Source organism: Rhizobium freirei PRF 81, from assembly GCF_000359745.1.
Taxonomy (GTDB): Bacteria; Pseudomonadota; Alphaproteobacteria; order Rhizobiales; family Rhizobiaceae; genus Rhizobium; species Rhizobium freirei.
Map to the genome: position 1 here is coordinate 100,155 of NZ_AQHN01000089.1, position 23,342 is coordinate 123,496.

Consider the following 23,342-nt stretch of genomic DNA (forward strand, 5'->3'; position numbering starts at 1 on the left):
CGGAAACCCGTCGATCTGTCATCGGCATTGCACACTTCCAGCGCAGCGTAGCAGCTTGACGCCTAATCGTGCCTTGATCCCTCATCGCCCGCCCCTAGATTTCGCCATCGGACCGGTTGCGGATCGATGCGAATGGGGGCAGGGTCTGGCCTTGCCTTTTCGATAGCCATGGATGAGCTGATATGACGGAAAATACTTTGCAGCGGGAAGTTTTTGGAACGACGGCCGATGGGGATACCGTCTATCGCGTCAAGATCGTCGGCGGCGGCCTGACAGCGCACGTCATCTCATGGGGTGCGGTCATCCAGGATCTTCGGCTTGAAGGCCACCAGCCTGCCCTGCTGCTCGGCTTCGACAATTTCCCCGATTATCCCGCCCATTCTTCCTATTTCGGTGCCACGCCCGGCCGCTGCGCCAACCGCATCGGCGCCGGCCGCTTCGCGCTGGACGGCAAGCAGTACCAGCTGGAGCTCAACGAGAAGGGCGTCACCCATCTGCACGGCGGCAAGGACAATATCGCCAAGCGCAACTGGACCATCGTCGAGCACGATACCGACCGCGTCGTCCTCAAGATCGTCGATCCCGATGGCCGCGCCGGCTATCCCGGCAATTGCACGATCCAGGCAACCTATCGGGTGCATGGCAACGGCGAACTATCCGTCACCTACGAATCGACCACCGACCAGCCGACGCTCGCCAATATCTGCCAGCACGCCTATTTCAATCTCGACGGCCGCGACGACACGCTTGGCCACGACATCATGATCGCCGCCGATCACTACACCCCGACCGACGACAAGCAGGTGCCGACGGGCGAAATTCGCCCGGTCGAAGGCACGGTCTTCGATTTCCGCGAGATGTCGCCCATGAAGCGCTTCGAAGGATCGGAACAGGCGCTTTACGACCACAATTTCTGCTTCTCCAGCGAACGTACGGCCAAACGGTCCGTCGTGCTTGCCCGCAGCGTCAATTCCGGCGTGTCGCTGGAAGTGCGCACCACCGAGCCCGGCGTGCAATTCTACACCGCCTTCAAGCTCAACGTTCCGGTTCCCGGTCACGACGGTCAAAAGATCGGACCGTTCGCGGGCTTCTGCCTGGAAACCCAGGTCTGGCCTGATGCCATCAATCATGAGGGCTTCCCCGATGCGGTGCTCCGCCCGGGCGAGGTATTGCGCCAGGAAACGGACTATATCTTCACCAAGAACTGAGCCGGGCATGCCCAACGCTCGCAATCATCGGCCGGGCGCTCCAAACGCCCGGCCGATTCTTTTTTGCCCGTGAACAGATTCATCTTGTGAATTGGTTCTAAATAGGTTCTAAATAATATCCATGGATAGAACCAGTTTGATCGCTGAATTGAACAATCGCGGTCTCGGCGAAGGCACCGGGAGCGGACCGCTCTATAAACGTCTCGCGCAGGCACTGACGGGCCTCATCCAGGAAGGACTGCTGAAGTCAGGCACGGCGCTTCCGGGCGAGCGCGATCTTGCCGGCGCCCTGCAGATCGGCCGGGTGACGGTCAGAACCGCCTATCGCGACCTGCTGGCATCGGGCGTCATCGAATCGCGTCACGGCAGCGGCACCTTCGTCTCGCAGCATGTCGAGCGCATCGAGCAGCCGCTCTGGCGCCTCTCCTCCTTCTCCGCCGACATGCGCTCTCGCGGCCGCGAACCGGCGGCCCGCATCCTCCAGCGCACCATCAGCCCGCCGGCGCCCGAAGAAACCTTTCTTCTCGGCCTCGGTCTTGACGAACCGGTATTGCGGTTGGACCGCCTGCGCCTCGCCGACGGCCAGCCGCTCGCCATCGAGCGTGCCGTCGTTCCCATGAAATTCCTGGGCGAGGACGCCATATCCGAAGGGTCGCTCTACGATGCCCTGGCCGCCAGGGGCTTCAAACCGGTGCGCGCGCAGCAGAGACTGACTGCCGTGACGCTGGACCCCACCTCCGCATCGATCCTGACCGTAAAGGCGGGTGCGCCCGCCCTTCTGATCGAGCGTGTCTCGCGCCTGGCGGACCAGCGCGTCGTTGAATATACCCGCTCGCACTATCGCGGCGATGCTTATGATTTTGTTACAGAATTGAGAATTGGAGATGACCTATGAGCAAGACCCAATCCCTGATGCTGACGGAAGCCGGCCAGTCGCCGGAGGTCGTTGCAACGCTGCTTGAAAAGGAAAAGCCTGTCTTTGCCGAGATCGCAAAGCTCTTCTCCTCGACCACCCCCTCCCTGGTCACCACGGCAGCGCGCGGCTCTTCCGACCATGCGGCAACCTTCTTCAAGTATCTGTTCGAAATCTCGCGCGGCATCCCCGTCGCCTCGGTCGGCCCGTCGATCGCCTCGGTATATGGCGCCCCGCTGCATCTGAAGGGCGGCATCCACTTCACCGTATCGCAGTCCGGCGGCAGTCCTGACATCATCGCCCTGCAGGCGGCCGCCAAGAAGGGTGGCGCCACGACGATCGCCGTCGTCAACGTCACCGATAGCCCGCTCGCCAAGGAAGCGGATATCGTGCTCGGCCTCAATGCCGGCAAGGAACAGAGCGTTGCCGCCACCAAGTCCTTCATCGCCTCTGCCGTCGCGCTTGCCGGCGTTACGGCCGCAATCTCGCAGGACAAGGCGCTGATTGACGGTCTTGCAAAGCTGCCGGACGCACTGGCCGCAACCTCGGGCATCGATGGCCAGGCCGCCGAGGATGTTCTCTTCAACGCTTCCTCGCTCTACACCGGCGGCCGCGGTCCCGCCTTCGCCATCGCGCTCGAAGCGGCATTGAAGGCCAAGGAAACCGCTGGCATCCATGCGGAAGCCTTCTCGCTGGCCGAACTGATGCACGGCCCGATGCGCCTCGTGCAGCCGGGCTTCCCGATCGTCGCCTTCTCGCCCGACGATGCCGCCTTCCCCAACAATGCACAGGCCCTCGAGCGCCTGCAGAAGCTCGGCGCCACCGCCGTCTCCTTCTCGACCGCCCCGCTTGCCGGCATCAATCTGCGCATGCCGAGCACCGGCAACGGCCTGCTCGACCCGCTGGTTTCGCTGCTCTGCTACTACCGCCTGATCGAGGCGGTGACGCGCCGCAAGGGTTTCGATCCGGATAAGCCGGCTAATCTTCTCAAGGTGACGGAGACCATGTGATGGACTACAAGGTCTTTACAGGCGCCCGCATCTTCGATGGCGATCGTTTTCACGAGGACAGCGCTCTCGTGATCGGCAACGGCCGCATCCATGCCATCACCGGCATCAACGACGTACCCGACAATGCCGAAACCATCCAGCTGACGGGCGGCGTCCTGTCGCCGGGCTTCATCGACGCGCAGGTGAACGGCGGCGGCGGCCGCATGCTGAACGACGATCCCTCGCCGGAATCCATGTATATGATCGCCGAGGGGCACCGCCCCTACGGCACGACCTCGCTCCTGCCCACCCTCATCACCGACGTCGCGGCTGCCACGACGGCATCCATCGAGGCTGCCGTCGAAGCCGTGAAAGCCAATCGCGGCGTCGCCGGCCTGCATCTGGAAGGCCCGCATCTGGCACCGGCCCGCAAGGGTGCCCATCTTGCCGAGCTGATGCGTCCGGTCGAGGATAGCGACGTCAGAACCTTTATCCGCGCCCGCGAGGCGATCGGCACGCTGCTGGTCACCATGGCCGCCGAGCAGGTGACGGAGCGGCAGGTACAGGCGCTCGCCGAGGGCGGCGTCATCGTCAGCATCGGCCACAGCGATTGCACGGCGGAAGCCGCCAATGCGCGCTTCGATGTCGGCGCCCGTGGCGTCACCCATCTCTTCAACGCCATGAGCCAGATGGGCCATCGCACGCCCGGCCTCGTCGGCGCCGCTATCGATCACCCCGCCCCCTGGTGCGGCATCATCGCCGACGGCCACCATGTCGAGCCGACGGCGCTCAGAGTGGCGCTGCGCGCCAAGCGCGGTGAAGGCCGTCTGTTCTTCGTTACCGATGCCATGTCGCTGGTCGGCACCGATCTTCCGAGTTTCACACTGAACGGCCGTACGGTCTATCGTACCAAGGGCGGCTACTGCTCGAAGCTGACGCTGGACGACGGCACGCTGGCCGGCTCCGACGTCGATATGGCCTCGACGATCCGCTACGGCGTCAATGTGCTCGAGCTGCCCCTGGCGGAGGCGCTGCGCATGGCAACCTCCTATCCCGCCCGCTTCCTGCGGCTTGCGGATCGGGGCCACCTGACGCCGGGAACCCGCGCCGACCTCGTTCACATCAACGACGGTATCGAAGTCACCGAAACATGGATCTCCGGCCAGCCTTCGGCCTGAAACATTAGGGCGTTTCCGCCATTCTTCGAATCGCGAAAACGCTCCATCTTGTTAGTCTTACGCATTCCGGACGGAAAACCGCTGCGCACTTTTCCTGGAGATGCTCTAAAAAGGAAGCTCGGCATGACCGCAGTCACGGACAGCTATTTCTCCGGCCTCATCGGCCGGCTGGAAACCCTGCGCGAAACGCTCGCCGAACCCATGGCGAGGGCTTCCGCCGCCATTTGCGCGGCCGCGCGCGCCGATCGCCGCGTCTATGTCTTCGGCACCGGCCATTCGCATATGCTGGCGGAAGAGGTGCATTATCGCGCCGGCGGGCTGGCCTTCACCGTCCCGGTGCTGGTGGGATCCGCCATGCTGCACGAAGGTGCCGTCATCAGCTCCGTCTACGAGCGCACTGAAGGCCTCATCCGCCCGATCTTCGAACGTTACGGCATGCAGCCGGGCGACGTGCTGATCATCGCCTCCAATTCCGGCGTCAATGCAGCACCGCTCGAAGCGGCGGATTACGGCCGCGAGATCGGTGCCACGGTCATCGCCATCACCTCGCTTGCCTATTCGGCCGCCATTGCCAACGGCCGCAGGAAGCTTGCCGATGTCGCCGATATCGTACTGGACAACGGCCTGCCGCCCGGCGACGCGATGATCGACCTGCCGGGCACCGGCCTGAAGGTCGGCCCGGCCTCCACAGCCGTCGGCGCCACGGTGCTGAACGCCATCTTCGCCGATGTCGCCGCCGAACTCTCCAAAGATGGCGATCCGCCCGTCTACCTCAGCGCCAATATGCCCGGCGCCAAGGAGACCAATCAGCAGCTGGTCAAGAGATACCGGCCGCGCAATCCGCATCTCTAGAGCATTTCCAGGAAAACCGCCCGGCAGTTTCCCATCTGCGATTGCGTAAAGAACAAACGATCAGGGCGGTCGAGCGCTTCCGTGAAACGCTCGACCGCCCTGATCCGTATCACTGTGCCGCGGTATCGATAGCCGAGGGTTCTTGAGCGGCAGCTTCGGCCTGTCTGCGCCGCCGGCGCAGGACGACGTAGAAGACCGGCGTCAGGAACAGGCCGAACAGCGTCACGCCGAGCATGCCGGAGAAGACGGCCGTGCCGAGCGACTGGCGCATTTCCGCGCCCGGGCCGGTGGCGATCATCAGCGGCACGACGCCGAAGATGAAGGCGAAGGCCGTCATCAGGATCGGGCGCAGACGCAGATGGCTGGCCTCGATCGCCGCTTCGACCGCGCTTTTTCCCTCAGCCTGCGCCTGCCGCGCGAACTCGACGATCAGGATCGCGTTCTTTGCCGCAAGGCCGATCAGCACGATCAGCCCGATCTGCGTCAGGATATTGTTGTCCATCCCCCTGAGATGCACGCCGATCAGCGCCGCCAGAACCGCCAGCGGCACGATGAGGATGATGGCAAGCGGCAGGACCCAGCTTTCATACTGCGCCGAGAGCGCCAGGAAGACGAAGATGACCGACAGGGCGAAGATGTAGATTGCCGTGTTGCCGGTATGCCTCTCCTGATAGGCCAGTTCCGTCCACTCGAAGGTCGTGCCGGCTGGCAGCAGGTTCTTTGCCATCCCCTCCATGGTGTCCAGAGCCGTGCCGGTGGAGACGCCCGGCCCCGGATTGCCCTGGAGCGGAACAGAGACATACATGTTGTAGCGCTGCACCAGCGCCGGTCCGGTCGTGTCGCGGATATCGACCAGCGTGCCGAGAGGCACCAGCGCCCCGGTCGCCGAGCGAACCTTCAGCGCGAGAATATCGTCGCGATCCATGCGATATTGCTGATCGGCTTGCGCCCGCACCTGATAGACGCGGCCGAAGGCATTGAAGTCGTTGACGTATGACGCACCCAGATTGATCGACAGGGTCTCGAAGATATTCGGGATCGGCACGTTGAGCGCCCGCGCCTTGTCGCGGTCGATCGCCAGGAAATATTGCGGGCTGTTGGCGGAGAAGGTGGTAAAGACACCGCTGACGCCCTTATTCTGCGCGGCTACGCCCATCATCTGATAGGCAAGTGGCAGGATGCGGCGCATATCCGCATTTTCCCGGTCCATGATCTGCATCTTGAAGCCGCCGGAATTGCCGACGCCGCGGATCGAAGGCGGAGGGATGGCGATGATGAAGGCTTCCTGGATGCCCTGGAGGCTGCCAAAGAGCTGGCCGATGATCTTGGTGGCCGAATCTCCGGACTTCAGCCTCTCTTCGAAAGGCTTGAACGGCGTGAAGATGACGCCGGAATTCGAGGCATTGGTAAAGGTCGCGCCGTTGAAGCCGGCGAAGGCGACGGCATTCTCGATGCCTGGCGTCTTCTTGATGATGTCGGTCGCCTTCTGGATGACGGCGTTGGTGCGCGCCAGCGAAGCACCGTCGGGCAGCTGCACGACGACGATGGCATAGCCCTGGTCCATTGTGGGAACGAAGCCTTGCGGCACGATCCTGCCCATATACCAGGTGCCGGCCAAGAGCGCGGCAAAGACAAGAAGCGCGCAGGCAAGCGCCGTCCACGTCGTGACGAGGTGCCGCACGATCCAGGAATAGCCTTGGCTCATCCGCTCGAAGCCGCGATTGAACCCATCGCCCAGGGCACGGCCGAACCGCGCAAAGATATTGTTGGATTTCTCGTGGCTGTGCGGGCGCAGCACGATCGCGGCAATCGCCGGCGACAGGGTCAGCGAGTTCAGGCAGGAAATCGCCGTCGCGACCGAGATCGTCACCGCGAACTGCCTGTAAAACTGCCCGGAGATACCCGGAATGAAGGCCGTCGGCACGAAGACCGCGATCAGCACCAGCGAGATCGCCAGAACCGCCGTGCCCACCTCGTTCATCGTCACATGCGACGCCTCTTTCGGCGTCATGCCGAGCGCAAGGTTTCGCTCGACGTTTTCGACCACCACGATCGCATCATCGACGACGATACCGATCGCCAGCACCAGGCCGAACAGCGTCAGCATGTTGAGCGAGAAGCCGAAGGCCAACAGGAAGGCGAAGGTGCCGATCAGCGAAACGGGGATGGCAACGATCGGGATGATCGCCGTTCGCCACGATTGCAGGAAGACTAGCACGACGATGGCCACGAGAACGGCCGCTTCGAAGATGGTCTTGTAAACTTCGTTGATCGATTCGGCGATGAACTCGGTCGGGTTGTAGATGATGCGATATTCGAGGCCCTGCGGGAAATCCTGCGACAGGCTCTGCATGGTCTTCTGAATATCGGCAGCCGCAGCAAGAGCATTGGTGCCCGGCCGCGCGAAGACGCCGAGCGCAACCGCAGGGCTGCCGTTCAGATAACTGTTGGTGACATAATCCTGCGCGCCGAGCTCGATGCGCGCGACATCCTGCAGCTGCACGAGACGGCCGTTGCCGGTCGCCTTGACGATGACATAGCGGAATTGCCGCGCATCTGAAAAGCGCCCCTGCGTCGTCACCGTATATTGGAAAGCGTTGGTGCCCGAGACGGGCGGTCCGCCGATCGTGCCGCCGGAAACCTGCACGTTCTGATCGCGAAGCGCCTGAACGATGTCGCCTGCGGTCATGCCGTAGCCGGCGAGTTTTTGCGGATCGAGCCAGATGCGCAGCGAATATTGCCGTTCGCCGAAGAGCTGCACGTCGCCGACGCCATCCAGCCGAACGAGAACGTCGCGGATGCGCGTGCGGGCATAGTTGGAGATGTAGAGCTGGTCATAGCGATTGTTCGGCGACAAGAGATGCACGACCATCATCAGATCGGGCGAGCTCTTGACCGTGGTGATGCCGATACGGCGGACATCGTCAGGCAGGCGCGGCTCGGCAATGGCGACGCGGTTCTGCACCAGCACCTGGGCCTTGTCGAGATCGGTGCCGAGCTTGAAGGTGATCGTCAGCGACATGGAGCCATCGGCGCTGGAATAGGAGGACATATAGAGCATGTCCTCGACGCCGTTGACTTCCTGCTCGATCGGCGTCGCCACCGTATCCGCGATGGTTTGCGCGTCGGCACCGGGATAGGAGGTGCGAATGACGATTGTGGGAGGCGCAACCTCGGGATATTGCGCCACCGGAAGCTGGAAATAGGCGATGCCGCCGACGATCAGCAGCACGATGGAAAGAACCGATGCGAAAATCGGCCGGTCGACGAAAAAGTGGGAAAACCTCATTGGTCCGTCCCCTGCACATCGGCTTGCGCCGGCGGCTCTTCATTCGCCGCCTGCTGCGGCAGTTCGATCAGCTGAGGCGAAACCTTGACGCCCGGCCGGAGACGCATCAGCCCGTTGACGACGATGGTCTCGTCGCCGGTCATGCCATCGCGAATGACGCGGTAGCCATAAAGCTTTGGCCCCAGGCGCACGGGCTTCGGCGTGATATTGCCCGCGGTATCGGCGACATAGACGACGCGCTGGTTCTGGTCCGAGCCAATGGCGTCGTCTGGAACAAGGATCGCCTTGTAGCTGTTGGACCCCTGCACCTGGATACGTCCGAACAGGCCAGGCTGCAGAACGAAATTGGGATTCGGGAATCTGGCGCGGGCACGGATCGTGCCGGATTCGTTGTCGACGCGGTTTTCGGCGAAGTCGAGCTTGCCCTTGAACGGCTTCTGCTTGGGATCGGCGATCGTCACGGTGACATCGAGCCCGCCGCCGCCCTGCTGCAGGGCGCTGCCGTTCTTGCGGGCCTCGTCGGCGTAGGAAAGCAGCCGGCGCTCGTCGACATCGAAATAGAAGTCGATAGGGTCGAGCGACACGATGGTCGTCAGCGCGGTCTGATCGGCCTGCACGAGATTGCCGACCGAGATCAGCCGCCGGTCGATCCGGCCGCTGAGCGGCGCGGTGATCCTGGTGAAATCCATATCCAGATTGGCGCGGTCGACCGTCGCTTCCGCGCCGCGCACATTCGCCTGGGCCGAAATGAGATCGCGGCGGCGATCGTCGAGGGTCGACGCCGACTGGCTGCCTGTCGTCGACAGGGATTCCGCGCGCTTATATTGCGCATCGGCAAGCGTCAGCGACGATTTCGCCACTTCCAGAGAGGCCGTCGCCTCATTCAATGTGGTGATAAAGGGCCGCTGGTCGATGACGAAAAGCAGGTCTCCCTGCTTGACCATGGCGCCATCCTTGAAATGGACTTCCTGAAGGTAGCCGCCGACGCGTGAGCGCACGGAAACCTCGTCGACCGCCTGGAAGCGGCCGATGAACTCGTCGCTATCTATGACGTCGCGCACGACGGGCTTGGCAACCGTCACGGGCGCAGCCGGCGGCGCGCCCTGCGCAAGCACCTGGCTACCTGAGAAAACGGCAAAAACACAGCTAAATAAAACGGTACGCGGCAGCATAGGCATGAAGCCCCCCTCGAAAAACCGCGTACGGCAAAAGCGCCGCTATCACGGTAAGCGCTCACGAAATTTGCCTGCAACTTTCCGCGAAGAGCCTGGCGCCATCGGGCGCAATGCAATCAGGTCTCTTCGGACTTCCCAACATGCGCACGGGCCGCACCAGCCCGGGTGTTATCCAGCCTGAGGGCTAGCATCACATGTTCATGTATAAACGGTTTATTGGATTCGACAACAGAGAATGACGCCCGCGCGCGCGAACGCAACCGATTGTTTTCATTATCTGGAAGGACGCCTATAGGATGAGTTGGCCAGGCTCTTCAGCCCTCCAGCTCCTCGCGCAGCATCTCGAGCTCGAGCCACTCTTCTTCCATTTTGGTCAGGCTTTCCCGCAGTTTTTCCATCTCTGCAGCGAGACGATTGAAGGTCGCCGCGTCCTTGGAAAAGAGGTTCGGATCGGCCATTTTCTGCTCGCGCACGGCGATTTCGGCCTCGGCCTTGGCCATTTCCTTCGGCAGGTTTTCCAGGGCGAATTTCTGCTTGTAGGAAAGCTTGCCCTTACCCTTCGAGCCCTCGGCGGCCGGCGCTGCAGCTTCGGTCGATTTGGGCTTTTCAGCAGCCTTTTCCGCCCGCTTGCGCTCCTCGATGGCTCCCTTGCGCTGGGCAAGCATGTCGGAATAGCCGCCGGCATATTCGATCCAGCGACCGTCGGGATCTTCCGGATTGGCGGGCGCGATCGTCGATGTCACGGTGCGGTCGAGAAAATCGCGGTCGTGGCTGACGAGGATGACCGTGCCGGAAAAACCGGAAACGATCTCCTGCAGCAGATCGAGCGTCTCGATATCAAGGTCGTTGGTGGGTTCGTCGAGGATCAGGAGGTTTGTCGGCCGCGAGAGAATACGGGCCAGCATCAGGCGGGCGCGCTCGCCGCCCGAGAGATTCTTGATCGGCGTGCGCGCCTGCTCCGGCTGGAACAGGAATTCCTTCATGTAGCCGGTCACATGCCGCTGCTCGCCATTGACGAGCAGGTTTTCGCCGCGGCCGTCGGTCAGATAGTTGGCGAGCGTATCTTCCGGATTGAGCTCCTCGCGCTTCTGGTCGAGCGTCGCGATTTCCAGATTGGTGCCGAGCTTCACCGTACCGCTGTCCGGCTCGAGCTGGCCCGTTAGCATCTTGAGCAGCGTCGTCTTGCCGGCACCGTTCGGGCCGACGAGACCGATGCAATCGCCGCGATGCACGCGGATCGAAAACGGCGCGACGATGGCGCGGTCACCATAGGTCTTGGTGATCCTGTCCGCCTCGATCACCAGCTTGCCGCTTTCCTGTGCATCGGACGCAGCCGCCTGCACCGTGCCCAGGGCACCCTTGTGGCCACGATGGCGCGAGCGCATATCCTGCAATTCGCCGAGCCGGCGCATATTGCGCTTGCGCCGCGCGGTCACACCGTAGCGCAGCCAATGCTCCTCGCGTTCGATCGCCTTGCCGAGCTTGTGCTGCTCCAGTTCTTCGGCTTCGAGCACCTGATCGCGCCAGGCTTCGAAATGGGCAAAGCCCCTGTCCAGCCGGCGCGAGGTGCCGCGATCGAGCCACACGGTTGCCGTCGAGACCTTTTCGAGAAAACGACGGTCGTGCGAGATCAGCACGAGCGCGCTGCGGCTCTTCTGCAGCTCGCCTTCCAGCCATTCGATGGTCGGCAGGTCGAGATGGTTCGTCGGCTCGTCGAGCAGCAGGATATCCGGCTCCGGTGCCATGACGCGCGCCAGAGCTGCGCGACGGGCCTCGCCGCCCGAGAGGTTCTTCGGGTCCTCGTCGCCGGTCAGGCCGAGATGCGAGAGAAGATAGGTGACGCGATAGGGATCGTCGCCAGGGCCGAGGCCGGCTTCGGCATAGGCGGCCACCGTCTTGTAACCGGCGAAATCCGGCGCCTGCTCGAGATAGCGCACGGTCGACGACGGATGACGGAACACCTCGCCAGACTGCGCCTCGACAAGACCGGCGGCAATCTTCAAAAGCGTCGACTTGCCCGAACCGTTGCGCCCGACCAGGCAGATCTTGTCACCCGGCTCCACCTGCAGCCCGGCGCCGGCCAGCAGAGGCGCGCCGCCGAAGCTCAGGAAGATGTCGTCGAGTTTCAGAATGGGAGGGGCCAAGATCAGACTCCGCTGAGATCATAAGGGCGGGCAAGAACGATCGCCCTGCCGCTGCCGAGCGAAAAGCGAACTGCGCCTTCCGCCACATTGGAAATGGTGCGCGACGCGCCGAAGGGCAGATGGAAGTCGCGCAAGGGATAACGGGCATTTTCGATGAACAGGCCTGTCAGATCGCTGAAACCTAGGACCGAAAACAACGAGCCGGCCGGAAGATCGAGCTCCAGTTTACCCGGTGGCAGCGGCACGGCCTCCTCGTCGCCGGAGGTCAGCAGCACATCGAAGCCCTTTTCGGCGAGCTGGAGACCATAAAGCAGATGCTGGATGGCGTGATCCGAGCGCTCGCCGCCCATGGCGCCGGCTAGGATCAGCCTGACGGCGCCGCGATCGATCGCCTCCGATACGGCAATCTCGCCGTCGGTTGCCGCTTTCGCCGCCGGATAGGGCTGCTTCGGCACATCCGGAAATGCTTCGAGCAGATCCGCAGGCGTGGAATCGAAATCGCCGACCCACAGCTCCGGCTCGGCTCCAAGCGCGATGGCATGGCGCATGCCGCCATCGGCTGCGATAAAACGGCTGCCGGAAACCGCGGCACGCAGCCGGTCCGTCAGACGAAGCTCGCCGCCGAGCAGAATGGTGAAGGTGGTGGACTGGTTCATGGGCCAAGCCCATAGCGCAAAGTCATGTCTCTAGGGAAGAGCGCCGTTCGCCAGAACGGCTCCGCAGGCCGATCAGTCGGCCGTTTCCTTCATGTTCGCCTGGAAAACGCGTTCATAACCGCTGACATAGCGATCGAACAGAAACGAGAAGCTCTCGATATCTTCGGGCGACCAATCGGCGAAGATGCTCCCGATAACGGCGTACTTCTGCACCTGGATTTCCGACAGCAAGCGCTGCCCGAGCGCGGTCAGCACCACGACGATGCGCCGCGCATCGGCCTGCGACGCCTTGCGGCGCAACACGCCGCGCGCCACCATGTCCGCGGTGATGCGGCTCGCCCGCGAGGGATCGATGCGCAACAGCTCGGCGATCGTGCCGACGGTCACTTCGCCCGTGCCCTCCGCTCGCCGCACCACGTCGAGCACATCGAGATGCGAAAGCTCGAGCCCGGGGGCGACATGCTGAATGGCAAGCCTGCCGATCATGCGGCGGCCCGTCAGCAGGCGCATGCGCATCATCGCCTGGCCGATGCGCAGGAACTTCTCGTCTTCGGCCAGCGTCGGAGCTTCAATGTCACGTGTATTCGTCGCAGATGTCATCCCGCCATCATAGCAGAGGTCACAAAGAAACAGAACATGCAAATGGCATTCGCCTGCCATTGACAATTATATGCTAATAGCACATATATTTCATCCATGAAGACTGGGCGTCCCGCGCATTCGCTCGATAGCGCAACGTCTCGGCCAAGCTCGGATTTCTTGCTCCATGGACATGCAGACAACGTTTACGCCGCTCGTGGCGGATCATAAGCGGCGGCTTATTCTCTTCCTGTTCCTGATGACCGCCATGTTCATGGCGACACTCGACAACCAGATCGTGTCGACAGCGCTCCCCACCATCGTCGGCGAGTTCGGACATCTGGAGCGCTTCGGCTGGATCGGATCGGCCTATCTTCTCTCGCTCTCCGCAGTCATGCCCGTCTACGGCAAGCTCGGCGATCTCTTCGGCCGCAAATATGTGATGATGACGGCGATCGCGATCTTCACGATCGGCTCCGCCGTCTGCGGCCTCGCCATCTCGATGAACACGCTGATCGCCGCCCGCGTGCTGCAGGGTTTCGGCGGCGGCGGCATCATGGTGTCGATCTTCGCCGTTAACGCCGACCTCTTCGAGCCGCGCGAACGCGCCCGCTACCAGAGCTATTCGAGCCTCGTACTGATGGCCTCCGGCGCCATCGGCCCGGTTCTCGGCGGCACGATGAGCGATCTGTTCGGCTGGCGCTCGATCTTCCTCGTCAACGTGCCGATCGGTTTCGTCGTGCTGACTGGCCTCGCCTTCATGCTCCCCTACCGCAAGCCGGCCCGCCGGCCGAAGATCGATTATGCCGGCGCGCTCCTGCTTGCGCTGACGACGACAAGCATCGTGGTTGCCGCCGATGGCACCGAGCTCTTCGGATCGCTGCTATCGCCGCAATGCCTCGGCATCATCGCCTTCGGTGTCATTTGCGCCATCGCCTGGGTCTTCATCGAGCGCCGCGCGCCGGAACCGATCGTGCCGATGACACTCTTCCGCAATCCGACTTTCGGCCTGCTCCTCATCATCTCGATCACCAGCGGCGCCGTTGCCATCGGCATGGTCAACTACTTCGCGCTCTTCCTGCAGACGACGACGGGCCTCTCGCCCTCGATGGCCGGCCTGCTGTTCATCCTCCTGACCGGCGGCATCGTCTGCGGTTCGCTTTCGGCCGGCAGGCTGATCGCCGCAAGGGGCCGCTACAAGCCTTTTGCCGTCGCCAGCGCCGCCTGCAGCACCATTGCGTTCACCTCGCTCGCCTTCGTCCATGCCGGCACGCCCATCGTCCTGATCGGCGGCCTGATGCTTCTGCATGGCATCGGCATCGGCCTTGCCCAACAGGTGCCCGTCATCGGCGTGCAGAACGCCGCCGGAAGCCGTGACGTCGGGGCCGCCACCGGCGCGGTCACCCTATCGCGCATGGGCGGCGCCTCGATCGCCATCTCCATCTATGGCGCCATCATTGCCGCCAAACTCGGCAATGTCGGCGCTTCCATCGCCGGCGTGTCGGACATCGAGCAGCTGACGCCGAAGATGATGGCCGCCTTGCCGGCAGCAACCCGCGAAGCCGTCGCCAACGCCTATGCAGGCGCCTTCGGTCCGCTGTTCATGACGGCCGCCGGCATCTGCCTGTTCGGCCTCCTGACCTCGCTGACCCTGAAGAACGCGCAGCTCCCCGGCGCAACGAAGAAATTCGAAAGCCCGGCAGTCGCAGAAGCTGCCGAGTAAATCGTCCATGCTGCAATCGGCAAGGGAATCATTTCCCTTGTCATCCCTTCGTCACAGGGCTAAATCTGCCGACGCTCTAACGGGGTGCCGAATGTCCTATCGGACATCTGGCTGAGAGGCTTTTACCGGCCAACCCGCGGAACCTGATCCGGCTAACACCGGCGGAGGGATTAGACGCGTGACGAAATCATAGCGCCCTTTTCCCCTTCAAGACGAAACCCAAGAGGAGGCGCTGCCATGCACGACCGTTCGCTATTGTCACTCTTCACCGGCCTGGCGCTTGCCGCTGGAACGACGCTTTTCGCCGCGCAGCCTGCTGCAGCGGCCGACAAGACGCTGACTATCTATACCTATGAGAGCTTCACCTCCGACTGGGGTCCCGGCCCGAAGGTCAAGGCCGCCTTCGAAAAGACCTGCGGTTGCGCGGTCAATTACGTCAGCGTTACCGACGGCGTCGCGCTTCTGTCCCGCCTGAAGCTCGAAGGCGCCGGCACCAAGGCCGATGTCGTTCTCGGCCTGGATACCAATCTCGTCGACGAGGCCAAGGATACCGGCCTGTTCGATGTGAGCGGCGTCGACACGTCGGCGCTCAAGGTCCCCGGCGATTTCAAGGACGCTGCCTTCGTGCCCTATGATTACGGCCATTTCGCCGTCATCTACGACACTCAGACCGTCAAGAATCCGCCTAAGAGCATGAAGGATCTCGTCGAGGGCGACCCCGCGCAGAAGATCGTCATCGAGGACCCGCGCACATCGACACCCGGCCTCGGCCTGCTGCTCTGGATCAAGTCGATCTACGGCGACAAATCAGCCGATGCCTGGACGAAGCTCAAGGGCCGTATCCTGACGGTAACGCCCGGCTGGTCGGAAGCCTACGGCCTCTTCACCAAGGGCGAAGCGCCGATGGTGCTCTCCTACACGACATCGCCCGCCTATCATGTGATCGAGGAAAAGACCGACCGCTACCAGGCAGCCGCCTTCTCGGAAGGACATTACATCCAGATCGAGGTTGCCGGCCTCGTCAAATCCTCGCCGAACAAGGATCTTGCCCGCGACTTCCTGAAATTCATGATCTCGCCCGGCTTCCAGGACATCATCCCCACCAGCAACTGGATGATGCCGGTCTCGGCCACCTCGACGCCGCTGCCGGACGCCTTCGGCAAGCTCGTGAGCCCGGCGAAGACCTTTCTCATGAGCCCGGATGTGGTCGAGAAGAACCGCAAGGCCTGGATCGACGAATGGCTCGCCGCCACCAGCGGCAATTGATATCTGGTCCATGCTCACGGCACCCGAAAGAAGACGCGCCATTTCCGGTGGGGCGCTCAGCCTCGCAGGCATCGCGTCTTTTGTCGGGATCGCCGTCGTGATCCTGCTTGCCGCCGGTATCAGGTCCGGCGGCGACAATCCGCTTTCCGATCCCTATCTGCTGCGTGTGCTGCGCTTCACCCTGCTGCAGGCGGCCTTGTCGACGCTGCTCTCCATCGTACTTGCCATACCGGTCGCCCGCGCGTTGGCACGCCAACCACACTTTCCCGGCCGGCTGTGGCTGCTCCGGCTGATGGCGGTGCCTATGGGTCTGCCGGTGCTGATCGGCGCGCTCGGCCTGCTCGGCATATGGGGGCAGCGGGGATTGCTCAACCAGGCGCTGGCAGCCCTCGGCTTCTCGCAGCCCGTCAGCATCTACGGTCTTGTCGGCATTCTGCTGGCGCATGTCTTCTTCAACATGCCGCTCGCCTGCCGGCTGATGCTTGCCGGGCTGGAGCGCGTACCGGCGGAATATTGGCTCGTGGCCGGCGGCCTCGGCATGAAGCCTGCCTCGGTCTTCCGCTTCATCGAGTGGCCGGTGCTGCGCGGCCTCATTCCCGGCATCGCCGGCCTGATCTTCATGCTCTGCGCCACCAGCTTTACGCTAGTCTTGACCCTTGGCGGCGGCCCGGCCGCAACGACGCTGGAAGTCGCGATCTACCAGGCGCTGCGCTTCGATTTCGATCCCGGCCGCGCCGTGATGCTGTCGCTGCTGCAGATTGCCGTGACAGCCATAATCCTCTGGGCGATGACGCTGTTTCCCCCTCCGGAGGATCATGGTCTGACGAGCGGCCGGCCGCTGCGGCGTATAGACGGACAGCTGCGCGGCGCGCGATGGGCAGATGCGGTCTTACTGCTTGCCGCTACGCTTTTCGTCGGCCTGCCGCTCGCAGCGGTCGTCCTAGCCGGCCTCGAAGCCAACCTCTTCAAGCTCGCCGGTCAGACCATCTTTCTGCAGGCGGCAGTGACGAGCCTCGCAATCGCGCTCGCCGCCGGACTTCTGGCCGTCGCGACATCGTTCGCCATCATTCACGCTCGCTCGGTCATCTCTGCCGATCGCAGGAAATCGCTGAGACTGCGCGGCCTGGCAGCGGCCCTGACCGGAACCTCCTCCCTCATCCTGCTGGTTCCGCCGATCGTTTTGGCAACAGGTTGGTTTTTGGCGCTCCGGCCGCTCGGCGACCCCAGCCGATTTGCCGCCCTCCTGATTGTCGTCATCAACGCTCTGATGGCGCTTCCCTTCGTCATCCGTGTCATGGAGCCGGCCTATGCCGTTCACCGGCGCCGCACGGAGCGGCTGGCGGCGAGCCTCGGCCTTCGGGGGATCTCCCGCCTGCGCTTGGTCGACTGGCCCGGCCTTCGCAAACCGCTGTTCACATCGCTCTCCTTCGCCATGGCGCTTTCGCTCGGCGATCTCGGCGCCGTGGCTCTTTTCGGTTCCGACAGCCTGATGACCCTGCCATGGCTGGTCTACAGCAAGCTCGGCAGCTACCGCACCAACGACGCCAATGGGTATGCCTTGATCCTCGGCTTGGTATGCTTTCTCCTCACCATCGCCGGCACCGCCGGCCAAGGCACTCGCGATGGCGAAGGCAAGCAAAATGACGGACTGTAGCAACATGGTCGAAGGCAGCATCGCGATGACCGGCGTCGAACTGCGGCTCGGAACGCATGATTTCCGCTTCGATTGCTCCTTGCCGCCGGGCAGGATTATTGCCGTCGCCGGCCCTTCCGGCTCGGGCAAGTCGACGTTCCTCAATCTCGTCGCCGGCTTCGAGCAGCCCGATCGCGGCCGTATCCTGCTTGCCGGACAGGACATGACCGGCATGCATCCCGCCGAGCGGCCCGTGTCGCTCGTCTTCCAGGACAACAATCTCTTTGCCCATCTCGATCTCTTCACCAATGTCGGCTTGGGCATCAGCTCATCGTTGAAGCTCTCTATGCAAGACCGGCAAAGGGTCTCGGAGGCATTGGCGCGCGTCGGGCTTTCCGGCTTCGAAAGGCGCAAGCCGGGAACGCTGTCCGGCGGCGAACGCCAGCGCGCCGCCTTCGCCAGGGCCTTGGTGCGCGACAAGCCGATCCTGCTTCTCGACGAGCCCTTTGCCGCACTCGATCCCGGCTTGCGCTCCGGCATGGTCGAACTGCTTAAAACCTTGCATCGTGACACCGGCAACACTGTCCTCATCGTCTCGCACGATCCGGCCGAGGTGCGGCGCCTCGCCGACCACGCCGTCTTCATCGATGGCGGCAGGATCGGGCTTTCGGCGCCCATCGAGACCTTCCTGAAAGCCACCGACATCCCTGCATTGGCCACATTCCTCCAGCATTGAGTGCGTCGCAGCATCTTGCTGCCGGCTTTGCCTTAATTTCGTCGCGCCGAGCGGCTGAAAGTCCAGGGAAATGCTTGCTAAAATACAACGCTGCCACATTTAAACGGAGTCTCGCTATGCAACCGGTGCCAAAATCGGCTACAGCAAGGGGTGGAGACCGTCCGGGCAAATGCGGATCGCCGGGGTAAAGGCAAGCTTTATCGGCACGCGGCGATGATCTATCTGCCCGGTCACGATCAACCGGATTTGGCGCCGAGCCGGCATGGCAGCGAAATGAGCGAGACACTGGTAAAGAAGCACAGCGAACGAGCAGAACGAAGGATCAGCGTGACCGTCGCAGCCCGTTTGCGCCGCCTGGCGCCTCTTCTTGTCGCCGCTGCGATGCTGAACAGTTGCCAAACGGTGATGGATCAGTCGTATCAGCCGAGCGTCTCGCCTTCGGCCAATCCGCAAATCGTTTCCGAGGTACAGAAGAACGACCCGCGCGCGCAAATGGGAGCCCGCGAACATCCGCGGATTCTTGCAAGCTACGGCGGTGAGTACAAGGACGCCAAGACCGAGCGCCTTGTTGCCCGTATCGCCGGCGCCTTGACAAGCGTGTCGGAGAACCCCCAGCAGTCCTACCGCATCACCATTCTCAATTCGCCGTCTATCAACGCCTTCGCCCTGCCGGGCGGCTACCTATACGTGACGCGCGGCCTGCTGGCATTGGCCAACGACGCCTCGGAAGTCGCAGCCGTCCTGTCGCACGAAATGGCGCACGTAACAGCCAATCACGGCATCGAACGGCAGAAGCGCGAGGAAGCCGAAGTCATCGCCAGCCGCGTCGTTGCCGAGGTCCTGTCGAGCGATCTTGCCGGCAAGCAGGCGCTCGCCCGCGGCAAGCTGCGCCTCGCCGCCTTCTCGCGCCAGCAGGAGCTGCAGGCCGACGAGATCGGCATCCGTACGCTCGGCCAGGCCGGCTACGACCCCTATGCCGCTGCCCGTTTCCTGAACGCCATGGAAGACTACAGCCGCTTCATGTCGGCCAATTCCGACGCCGATCAGAGCCTGGACTTCCTTTCGAGCCATCCGAGCACTCCGCAGCGCATCGATCTCGCCAAGGCCCATGCCCGCGAATTCGGCGAGGAAGGCAAGGTCGGCGACAATGGCCGCGCCTACTATCTGAACGGCATTGACGGGCTGCTCTATGGCGACAGCCCGGAGGAAGGCTATGTGCGCGGCCAGACCTTCCTGCATGGCGGCCTCGGCATCCGCTTCGACGTGCCGCCCGATTTCCGCATCGACAACAAGGTCGAGGCCGTCATGGCGACCGGCCCCGGCGACATCGCCATCCGCTTCGACGGCGTTGCCGACACCCAGAACCAGAATCTGACAAACTATATTTCCAGCGGCTGGGTGACCGGCCTCGATCCGTCGTCGATCAAGCCGATCACCGTCAACGGCATGCCGGCCGCCACTGCGCGCGCCTCCGCCGATCGCTGGGATTTCGACGTCACGGTGATCCGCGACCGCACGCAGATCTTCCGTTTCCTGACGGCGGTTCCAAAGGGAAATATTGCTCAGCTCAATCAGACAGCCAATGTGCTGCGCTCGAGCTTCCGCCATATGACGCCGGAAGAGGCAGCCTCGCTGAAGCCGCTGCGCGTCCGCGTCGTCACCGTCAAACCCGGCGATACGATCACCACGCTTGCCGCCCGCATGATGGGCACCGACCGCAAGCTCGACCTCTTCAAGCTGATCAATGCAATGCCGACAGGCGCGAGCATTGCCGTGGGCGACAAGGTAAAAATTATAGCCGAATAAGAAATTCTGCCTTCTCCCGAACGGGAGAAGGTTGCTCTCAGGCGTAGCTTGCCATGCCCGGATCGGCATCGACCAGCGCCATGCGGAGCTTGTCCATGGCGCGGCTTTCGATCTGCCGTACGCGCTCCTTGGAGATACCGAGATCAGCGCCGAGCTCCTCAAGTGTCGCCCCGTCTTCCACGAGCCGGCGAGCGCGGATAATCTTCATTTCACGTTCGTTGAGATGCTTCAGCGCCGATGCCAGCCACACGCGACGGCGTTCGCCGTCGATCATGTCGGACACCTGCTCATCGGGAAGCGGCTCGGCGCTAATGAGGAAATCGATGCGCTCGGCGCTTTCGGAATCGCCCGCGATCGAAGGCGCCTGCAGCGAGGTGTCGCTGCCCGAAAGGCGCGCATCCATGGTCTGCACGTCGGCAAGGCTGACGCCAAGCGTTACGGCGATCTCCTCATGGATGGACTGGACGGTGACGCCGGAATTGCTGCGGGCGAGCTTGGCGCGAAGGCGGCGGAGATTGAAGAACAGCGCCTTCTGCGCCGAACTCGTGCCGCCGCGCACGATCGACCAGTTGCGCAGGATATAATCTTGGATCGAGGCACGGATCCACCAGCTGGCATAGGTCGAGAAGCGCACTTCCCGTTCCGGCTCGAAGCGTGCTGCCGCCTCCAGCAGGCCCACATAGCCTTCCTGCACGAGGTCGCTCATCGGCAGCCCGAAATTGCGAAACTTGCCTGCCATCGAAATGACAAGACGCATATGGGCGGTGGCGATCTGGTTGCGCGCGCCACGATCATCATGATCCTTCCAGCGTATGGCAAGATCATGTTCCTCGTCGCGATCGAGATAGGGAGCAGCCATCGCAACTTTGATCATACGTCGATCTGCAGACATATTCGTCATATGTATCTCCTGGGTTCGACCTCAAATCGTCTTTAATGCCGCGGTCGACGAAAAGGGCAGCAAGCATCGTTTCCGAACATCGCTGTTCGGATGGAAATCAATGAATGAAATTTCAAATTGGAGACCGATATCCGGTTCGCCGGATGATCGATGACTAGTCTAGTTCGATCTCAGCGAATGGGTCTGACGATTGAAGCATCTTCAGATCGCCGGGGGGCTTCGAATGACAACGCATAGGCCGGTCCTCGTGAATGTCCATAAGCGGCCTCTTCGGAAACTCTCCCACCGGAGTGCACCCACACGGACCGCCAACACGAAGCATAAAACGCGGCAGGACGAAAAAGGTTCCAAAGAAAAAACCCGGCACGGTGGCCGGGTTTTTGAAAGCAGTATTTGATGCCTTGGCCTTATGCGGCTTCGTCTTGGGAATCGTCGTCCTCGACGATCTTGCCGCGCTTCGGGCCCTTGTTCAGGTTGGTCTCGACGAGGCGAACGGCCTCGGTTTCCGACATCTTGTTGACGGCGGCAATTTCGCGCGCCATGCGGTCGAGCGCGGCTTCATAGAGCTGGCGTTCGGAATAGGACTGTTCCGGCTGATTCTCGGCACGATAGAGGTCGCGAACGACTTCCGCGATCGAGATCAGATCGCCGGAATTGATCTTGGCATCGTATTCCTGAGCGCGGCGCGACCACATGGTGCGCTTCACGCGGGCCTTGCCCTGCACGACCTTCAATGCACGATCGACGAAATCCGTCTCGGAAAGCTTGCGCATGCCGATGCTCATGGCCTTGGCCACCGGCACCTTCAGACGCATCTTGTCTTTCTCAAAATCGATTACGAACAGCTCGAGCTTCATGCCCGCGACTTCTTGTTCTTCAATCGCGGTGATCGTGCCGACACCGTGGGCCGGATAAACGATCGCTTCACCAGTCTTGAAGCCATGGCGTGCTGCTGAAGGTTTTTTCTGCTGGGTCGTCATTCTTTTCAAAAACTCCCTGTTACGCGCCCAGTAAGGGCCGGGGCCGGGTCAGTCAGGCCCGGATGAGACGGAGTACCGTCAAGTGACTTCGATTCTGGTCCAGCCAGACTCATGCAAACATAAACCCACCCATCGCGCCCCTGGACCCGACACACAAAACGTTGATATGTCAAGGAAACCGCGTACGGATTGGTGATTTGCTTTCGTGATGGTTTTGGGCATGCGAAATGCCGCAGTGGATCAGTGTGAGCAAGCTATCACAAAAATCTGAGGAAATCAATAATTTGCTTCGCGCGCGCCAAAATGGCCACGTTGACCGCCATGCGGTTCAACCGAGGTGATTCGCTTCGTGCAGTATCGACTACACCTTTATGGGCGGCCTGTCACCGCCCCAGATCAATCGCCGGCGCCCGGATTCGTCGAGAAATATTTCTCGAACTTGCCCTGCTCGCCATCCATCTCCTTGGCTTCCGGCAGCGCATCGCGCTTCACCGTGATGTTCGGCCAGATGGACGCATATTCGGCATTGATCTTCAGCCACTTGTCGAGGCCCGGCTCCGTATCGGGCTTGATCGCCTCGGCAGGACATTCCGGTTCGCAGACGCCGCAATCGATGCATTCGTCAGGATGGATAACAAGAAAATTCTCGCCTTCGTAGAAGCAGTCGACGGGGCAGACTTCTACGCAATCGGTATACTTGCAGCGGATGCAATTATCGGTCACGACATATGTCATGAAGCACTCCAGGAATGTCTCTAGCTTCCGCGGAGCCGAACGAACAGACGAATGCGCCACGCGCAGACTCGCCGCTCGGCTGGTTACCGGCAGGTTGATCGTGAGGTATCGACTTTGCTGCCCAATTTCAAGGACAAACAATCTTCAAAACAACGAAGGAAAGACAGAGTTTTCTAATCATCGTCCGAGGTCAGACGATCGATTGCGCGCCGGTCGCGCTTTGTCGGCCTGCCGCTACCCGGCGCCCGCTGGGCCTGCTCGAAAGGGGTGAGATGTTTTGTCTCACCCGGCGGCGGCGTCAGGTCTTCGTAGAGCAGCTTGGCTTCCTCGAAGGGCCCCCTGCGCTCGCCGGCCGCCCGCACGATCAGGATGACGTCGCGGCGTTCGAAGGACAGCTCTATCCGATCGCCTGCCTTGAGATTGTAGCTCGGCTGCACGACCCGCTCGCCGTTCACCCGCACATTGCCATTCTGTATGTAGAGCTGTGCGAGCGAACGGGATTTCACCATGCGGGCAAAGAACAGCCATTTGTCGATGCGCTGGCGCGAACCGGAAAATGGCTGCTTCTCGTCTTTCATG

Annotated in this window: 19 protein-coding genes and 1 riboswitch; of the genes, 10 read left to right on the top strand and 9 right to left on the bottom strand. The window is 62.1% G+C overall.

Going from position 1 to position 23,342, the window contains the following annotated elements; translation table 11 throughout:
• The first annotated feature begins 182 nt into the window (after positions 1-182).
• The 5 genes from RHSP_RS28240 to RHSP_RS28260 all read left to right on the top strand — a co-directional run bounded on the left by RHSP_RS28240 (position 183) and on the right by RHSP_RS28260 (position 5,140).
• The gene (locus RHSP_RS28240) at positions 183-1,208 is read left to right on the top strand and encodes an aldose epimerase family protein (RefSeq protein WP_004126959.1); all 1,026 of its coding nucleotides are present in this window, start codon (positions 183-185) and stop codon (positions 1,206-1,208) included.
• 121 nt (positions 1,209-1,329) lie between these two features.
• Positions 1,330-2,103: a GntR family transcriptional regulator gene (locus RHSP_RS28245; protein ID WP_037155047.1), complete on the top strand. Its 774-nt coding sequence runs from the start codon at positions 1,330-1,332 to the stop codon at positions 2,101-2,103.
• On the top strand, positions 2,100-3,131 hold the full coding sequence (locus RHSP_RS28250; RefSeq protein ID WP_004126965.1) for an SIS domain-containing protein: 1,032 nt from the start codon (positions 2,100-2,102) through the stop codon (positions 3,129-3,131). The genes RHSP_RS28245 and RHSP_RS28250 overlap by 4 nt, the downstream gene beginning before the upstream one ends.
• Positions 3,131-4,288 carry an N-acetylglucosamine-6-phosphate deacetylase gene (nagA, locus tag RHSP_RS28255; protein WP_037155049.1) on the top strand — a complete coding sequence of 386 codons (1,158 nt, stop codon included), beginning with the start codon at positions 3,131-3,133 and terminating at the stop codon, positions 4,286-4,288. Before RHSP_RS28250 ends, nagA begins: the two co-directional genes overlap by 1 nt.
• 123 nt (positions 4,289-4,411) lie before the next feature.
• Positions 4,412-5,140, top strand: coding sequence for an SIS domain-containing protein (locus tag RHSP_RS28260; protein WP_004126971.1), 729 nt, complete (start codon positions 4,412-4,414; stop codon positions 5,138-5,140).
• Positions 5,141-5,249: 109 nt separating this feature from the next.
• Here RHSP_RS28260 and RHSP_RS28265 read toward each other — a convergent pair whose 3' ends face one another.
• The 5 genes from RHSP_RS28265 to RHSP_RS28285 all read right to left on the bottom strand — a co-directional run bounded on the left by RHSP_RS28265 (position 5,250) and on the right by RHSP_RS28285 (position 13,004).
• Positions 5,250-8,429, bottom strand: coding sequence for an efflux RND transporter permease subunit (locus RHSP_RS28265; RefSeq protein ID WP_004126974.1), 3,180 nt, complete (start codon positions 8,427-8,429; stop codon positions 5,250-5,252).
• The gene (locus RHSP_RS28270) at positions 8,426-9,601 is read right to left on the bottom strand and encodes an efflux RND transporter periplasmic adaptor subunit (RefSeq protein WP_086005385.1); all 1,176 of its coding nucleotides are present in this window, start codon (positions 9,599-9,601) and stop codon (positions 8,426-8,428) included. The genes RHSP_RS28265 and RHSP_RS28270 overlap by 4 nt, the downstream gene beginning before the upstream one ends.
• A gap of 317 nt (positions 9,602-9,918) precedes the next feature.
• Positions 9,919-11,748, bottom strand: coding sequence for an ABC-F family ATP-binding cassette domain-containing protein (locus tag RHSP_RS28275; protein ID WP_004126979.1), 1,830 nt, complete (start codon positions 11,746-11,748; stop codon positions 9,919-9,921).
• A 2-nt stretch (positions 11,749-11,750) separates the two neighbouring features.
• Complete coding sequence (locus RHSP_RS28280) at positions 11,751-12,404, bottom strand: thiamine diphosphokinase (RefSeq protein WP_004126982.1); 654 nt, start codon at positions 12,402-12,404, stop codon at positions 11,751-11,753.
• 72 nt (positions 12,405-12,476) lie between these two features.
• The gene (locus tag RHSP_RS28285; RefSeq protein ID WP_037155452.1) at positions 12,477-13,004 is read right to left on the bottom strand and encodes a MarR family winged helix-turn-helix transcriptional regulator; all 528 of its coding nucleotides are present in this window, start codon (positions 13,002-13,004) and stop codon (positions 12,477-12,479) included.
• Between the two features lie 166 nt (positions 13,005-13,170).
• Between RHSP_RS28285 and RHSP_RS28290 the strand changes: the two genes are divergently transcribed.
• The 5 genes from RHSP_RS28290 (at position 13,171) to RHSP_RS28310 (ending at position 20,147) form a co-directional block, all read left to right on the top strand.
• Entirely contained in the window at positions 13,171-14,706 is a 1,536-nt protein-coding gene (locus RHSP_RS28290) for an MDR family MFS transporter (RefSeq protein ID WP_004126987.1), read from the top strand.
• A gap of 70 nt (positions 14,707-14,776) precedes the next feature.
• Positions 14,777-14,893, top strand: a riboswitch (TPP riboswitch).
• Positions 14,894-14,943: 50 nt separating this feature from the next.
• A complete protein-coding gene (gene thiB / locus RHSP_RS28295) occupies positions 14,944-15,972 on the top strand; it encodes a thiamine ABC transporter substrate binding subunit (protein ID WP_004126990.1) in 1,029 nt (342 codons plus the stop codon).
• Between the two features lie 10 nt (positions 15,973-15,982).
• Positions 15,983-17,626: a thiamine/thiamine pyrophosphate ABC transporter permease ThiP gene (thiP, locus tag RHSP_RS28300; RefSeq protein WP_004126991.1), complete on the top strand. Its 1,644-nt coding sequence runs from the start codon at positions 15,983-15,985 to the stop codon at positions 17,624-17,626.
• Entirely contained in the window at positions 17,613-18,341 is a 729-nt protein-coding gene (locus RHSP_RS28305; protein ID WP_004126992.1) for a thiamine ABC transporter ATP-binding protein, read from the top strand. Before thiP ends, RHSP_RS28305 begins: the two co-directional genes overlap by 14 nt.
• Positions 18,342-18,722: 381 nt before the next feature.
• Positions 18,723-20,147, top strand: coding sequence for a M48 family metalloprotease (locus RHSP_RS28310; protein ID WP_037155455.1), 1,425 nt, complete (start codon positions 18,723-18,725; stop codon positions 20,145-20,147).
• A 37-nt stretch (positions 20,148-20,184) separates the two neighbouring features.
• On the opposite strand, the gene RHSP_RS28315 is transcribed toward RHSP_RS28310, so the two are convergent.
• The 4 genes from RHSP_RS28315 to RHSP_RS28330 form a co-directional block, all read right to left on the bottom strand.
• Positions 20,185-21,048, bottom strand: coding sequence for an RNA polymerase factor sigma-32 (locus RHSP_RS28315; protein ID WP_004126997.1), 864 nt, complete (start codon positions 21,046-21,048; stop codon positions 20,185-20,187).
• Positions 21,049-21,455: 407 nt separating this feature from the next.
• Positions 21,456-22,028, bottom strand: a complete 573-nt coding sequence (locus tag RHSP_RS28320; protein WP_004127000.1) for a CarD family transcriptional regulator — start codon at positions 22,026-22,028, stop codon at positions 21,456-21,458.
• A 396-nt stretch (positions 22,029-22,424) separates the two neighbouring features.
• Complete coding sequence (gene fdxA / locus RHSP_RS28325) at positions 22,425-22,763, bottom strand: ferredoxin FdxA (RefSeq protein ID WP_004127002.1); 339 nt, start codon at positions 22,761-22,763, stop codon at positions 22,425-22,427.
• Positions 22,764-22,936: 173 nt separating this feature from the next.
• On the bottom strand, positions 22,937-23,341 hold the full coding sequence (locus RHSP_RS28330) for an RNA-binding S4 domain-containing protein (protein WP_004127006.1): 405 nt from the start codon (positions 23,339-23,341) through the stop codon (positions 22,937-22,939).
• Position 23,342 lies beyond the last annotated feature (1 nt).

Bases quoted from the DNA above. Each gene is read 5' to 3' on its own strand.
- fdxA (WP_004127002.1), bottom strand. From the start codon at position 22,763: ATGACATATGTCGTGACCGATAATTGCATCCGCTGCAAGTATACCGAT.
- thiP (WP_004126991.1), top strand. From the start codon at position 15,983: ATGCTCACGGCACCCGAAAGAAGACGCGCCATTTCCGGTGGGGCGCTC.
- RHSP_RS28290 (WP_004126987.1), top strand. From the start codon at position 13,171: ATGGACATGCAGACAACGTTTACGCCGCTCGTGGCGGATCATAAGCGG.
- RHSP_RS28280 (WP_004126982.1), bottom strand. From the start codon at position 12,404: ATGAACCAGTCCACCACCTTCACCATTCTGCTCGGCGGCGAGCTTCGT.
- RHSP_RS28315 (WP_004126997.1), bottom strand. From the start codon at position 21,048: ATGACGAATATGTCTGCAGATCGACGTATGATCAAAGTTGCGATGGCT.
- RHSP_RS28250 (WP_004126965.1), top strand. From the start codon at position 2,100: ATGAGCAAGACCCAATCCCTGATGCTGACGGAAGCCGGCCAGTCGCCG.
- RHSP_RS28330 (WP_004127006.1), bottom strand. From the start codon at position 23,341: ATGAAAGACGAGAAGCAGCCATTTTCCGGTTCGCGCCAGCGCATCGAC.
- RHSP_RS28285 (WP_037155452.1), bottom strand. From the start codon at position 13,004: ATGACATCTGCGACGAATACACGTGACATTGAAGCTCCGACGCTGGCC.
- RHSP_RS28265 (WP_004126974.1), bottom strand. From the start codon at position 8,429: ATGAGGTTTTCCCACTTTTTCGTCGACCGGCCGATTTTCGCATCGGTT.
- thiB (WP_004126990.1), top strand. From the start codon at position 14,944: ATGCACGACCGTTCGCTATTGTCACTCTTCACCGGCCTGGCGCTTGCC.
- RHSP_RS28305 (WP_004126992.1), top strand. From the start codon at position 17,613: ATGACGGACTGTAGCAACATGGTCGAAGGCAGCATCGCGATGACCGGC.
- nagA (WP_037155049.1), top strand. From the start codon at position 3,131: ATGGACTACAAGGTCTTTACAGGCGCCCGCATCTTCGATGGCGATCGT.
- RHSP_RS28240 (WP_004126959.1), top strand. From the start codon at position 183: ATGACGGAAAATACTTTGCAGCGGGAAGTTTTTGGAACGACGGCCGAT.
- RHSP_RS28320 (WP_004127000.1), bottom strand. From the start codon at position 22,028: ATGACGACCCAGCAGAAAAAACCTTCAGCAGCACGCCATGGCTTCAAG.
- RHSP_RS28260 (WP_004126971.1), top strand. From the start codon at position 4,412: ATGACCGCAGTCACGGACAGCTATTTCTCCGGCCTCATCGGCCGGCTG.
- RHSP_RS28245 (WP_037155047.1), top strand. From the start codon at position 1,330: ATGGATAGAACCAGTTTGATCGCTGAATTGAACAATCGCGGTCTCGGC.
- RHSP_RS28310 (WP_037155455.1), top strand. From the start codon at position 18,723: ATGCTGAACAGTTGCCAAACGGTGATGGATCAGTCGTATCAGCCGAGC.
- RHSP_RS28270 (WP_086005385.1), bottom strand. From the start codon at position 9,601: ATGCTGCCGCGTACCGTTTTATTTAGCTGTGTTTTTGCCGTTTTCTCA.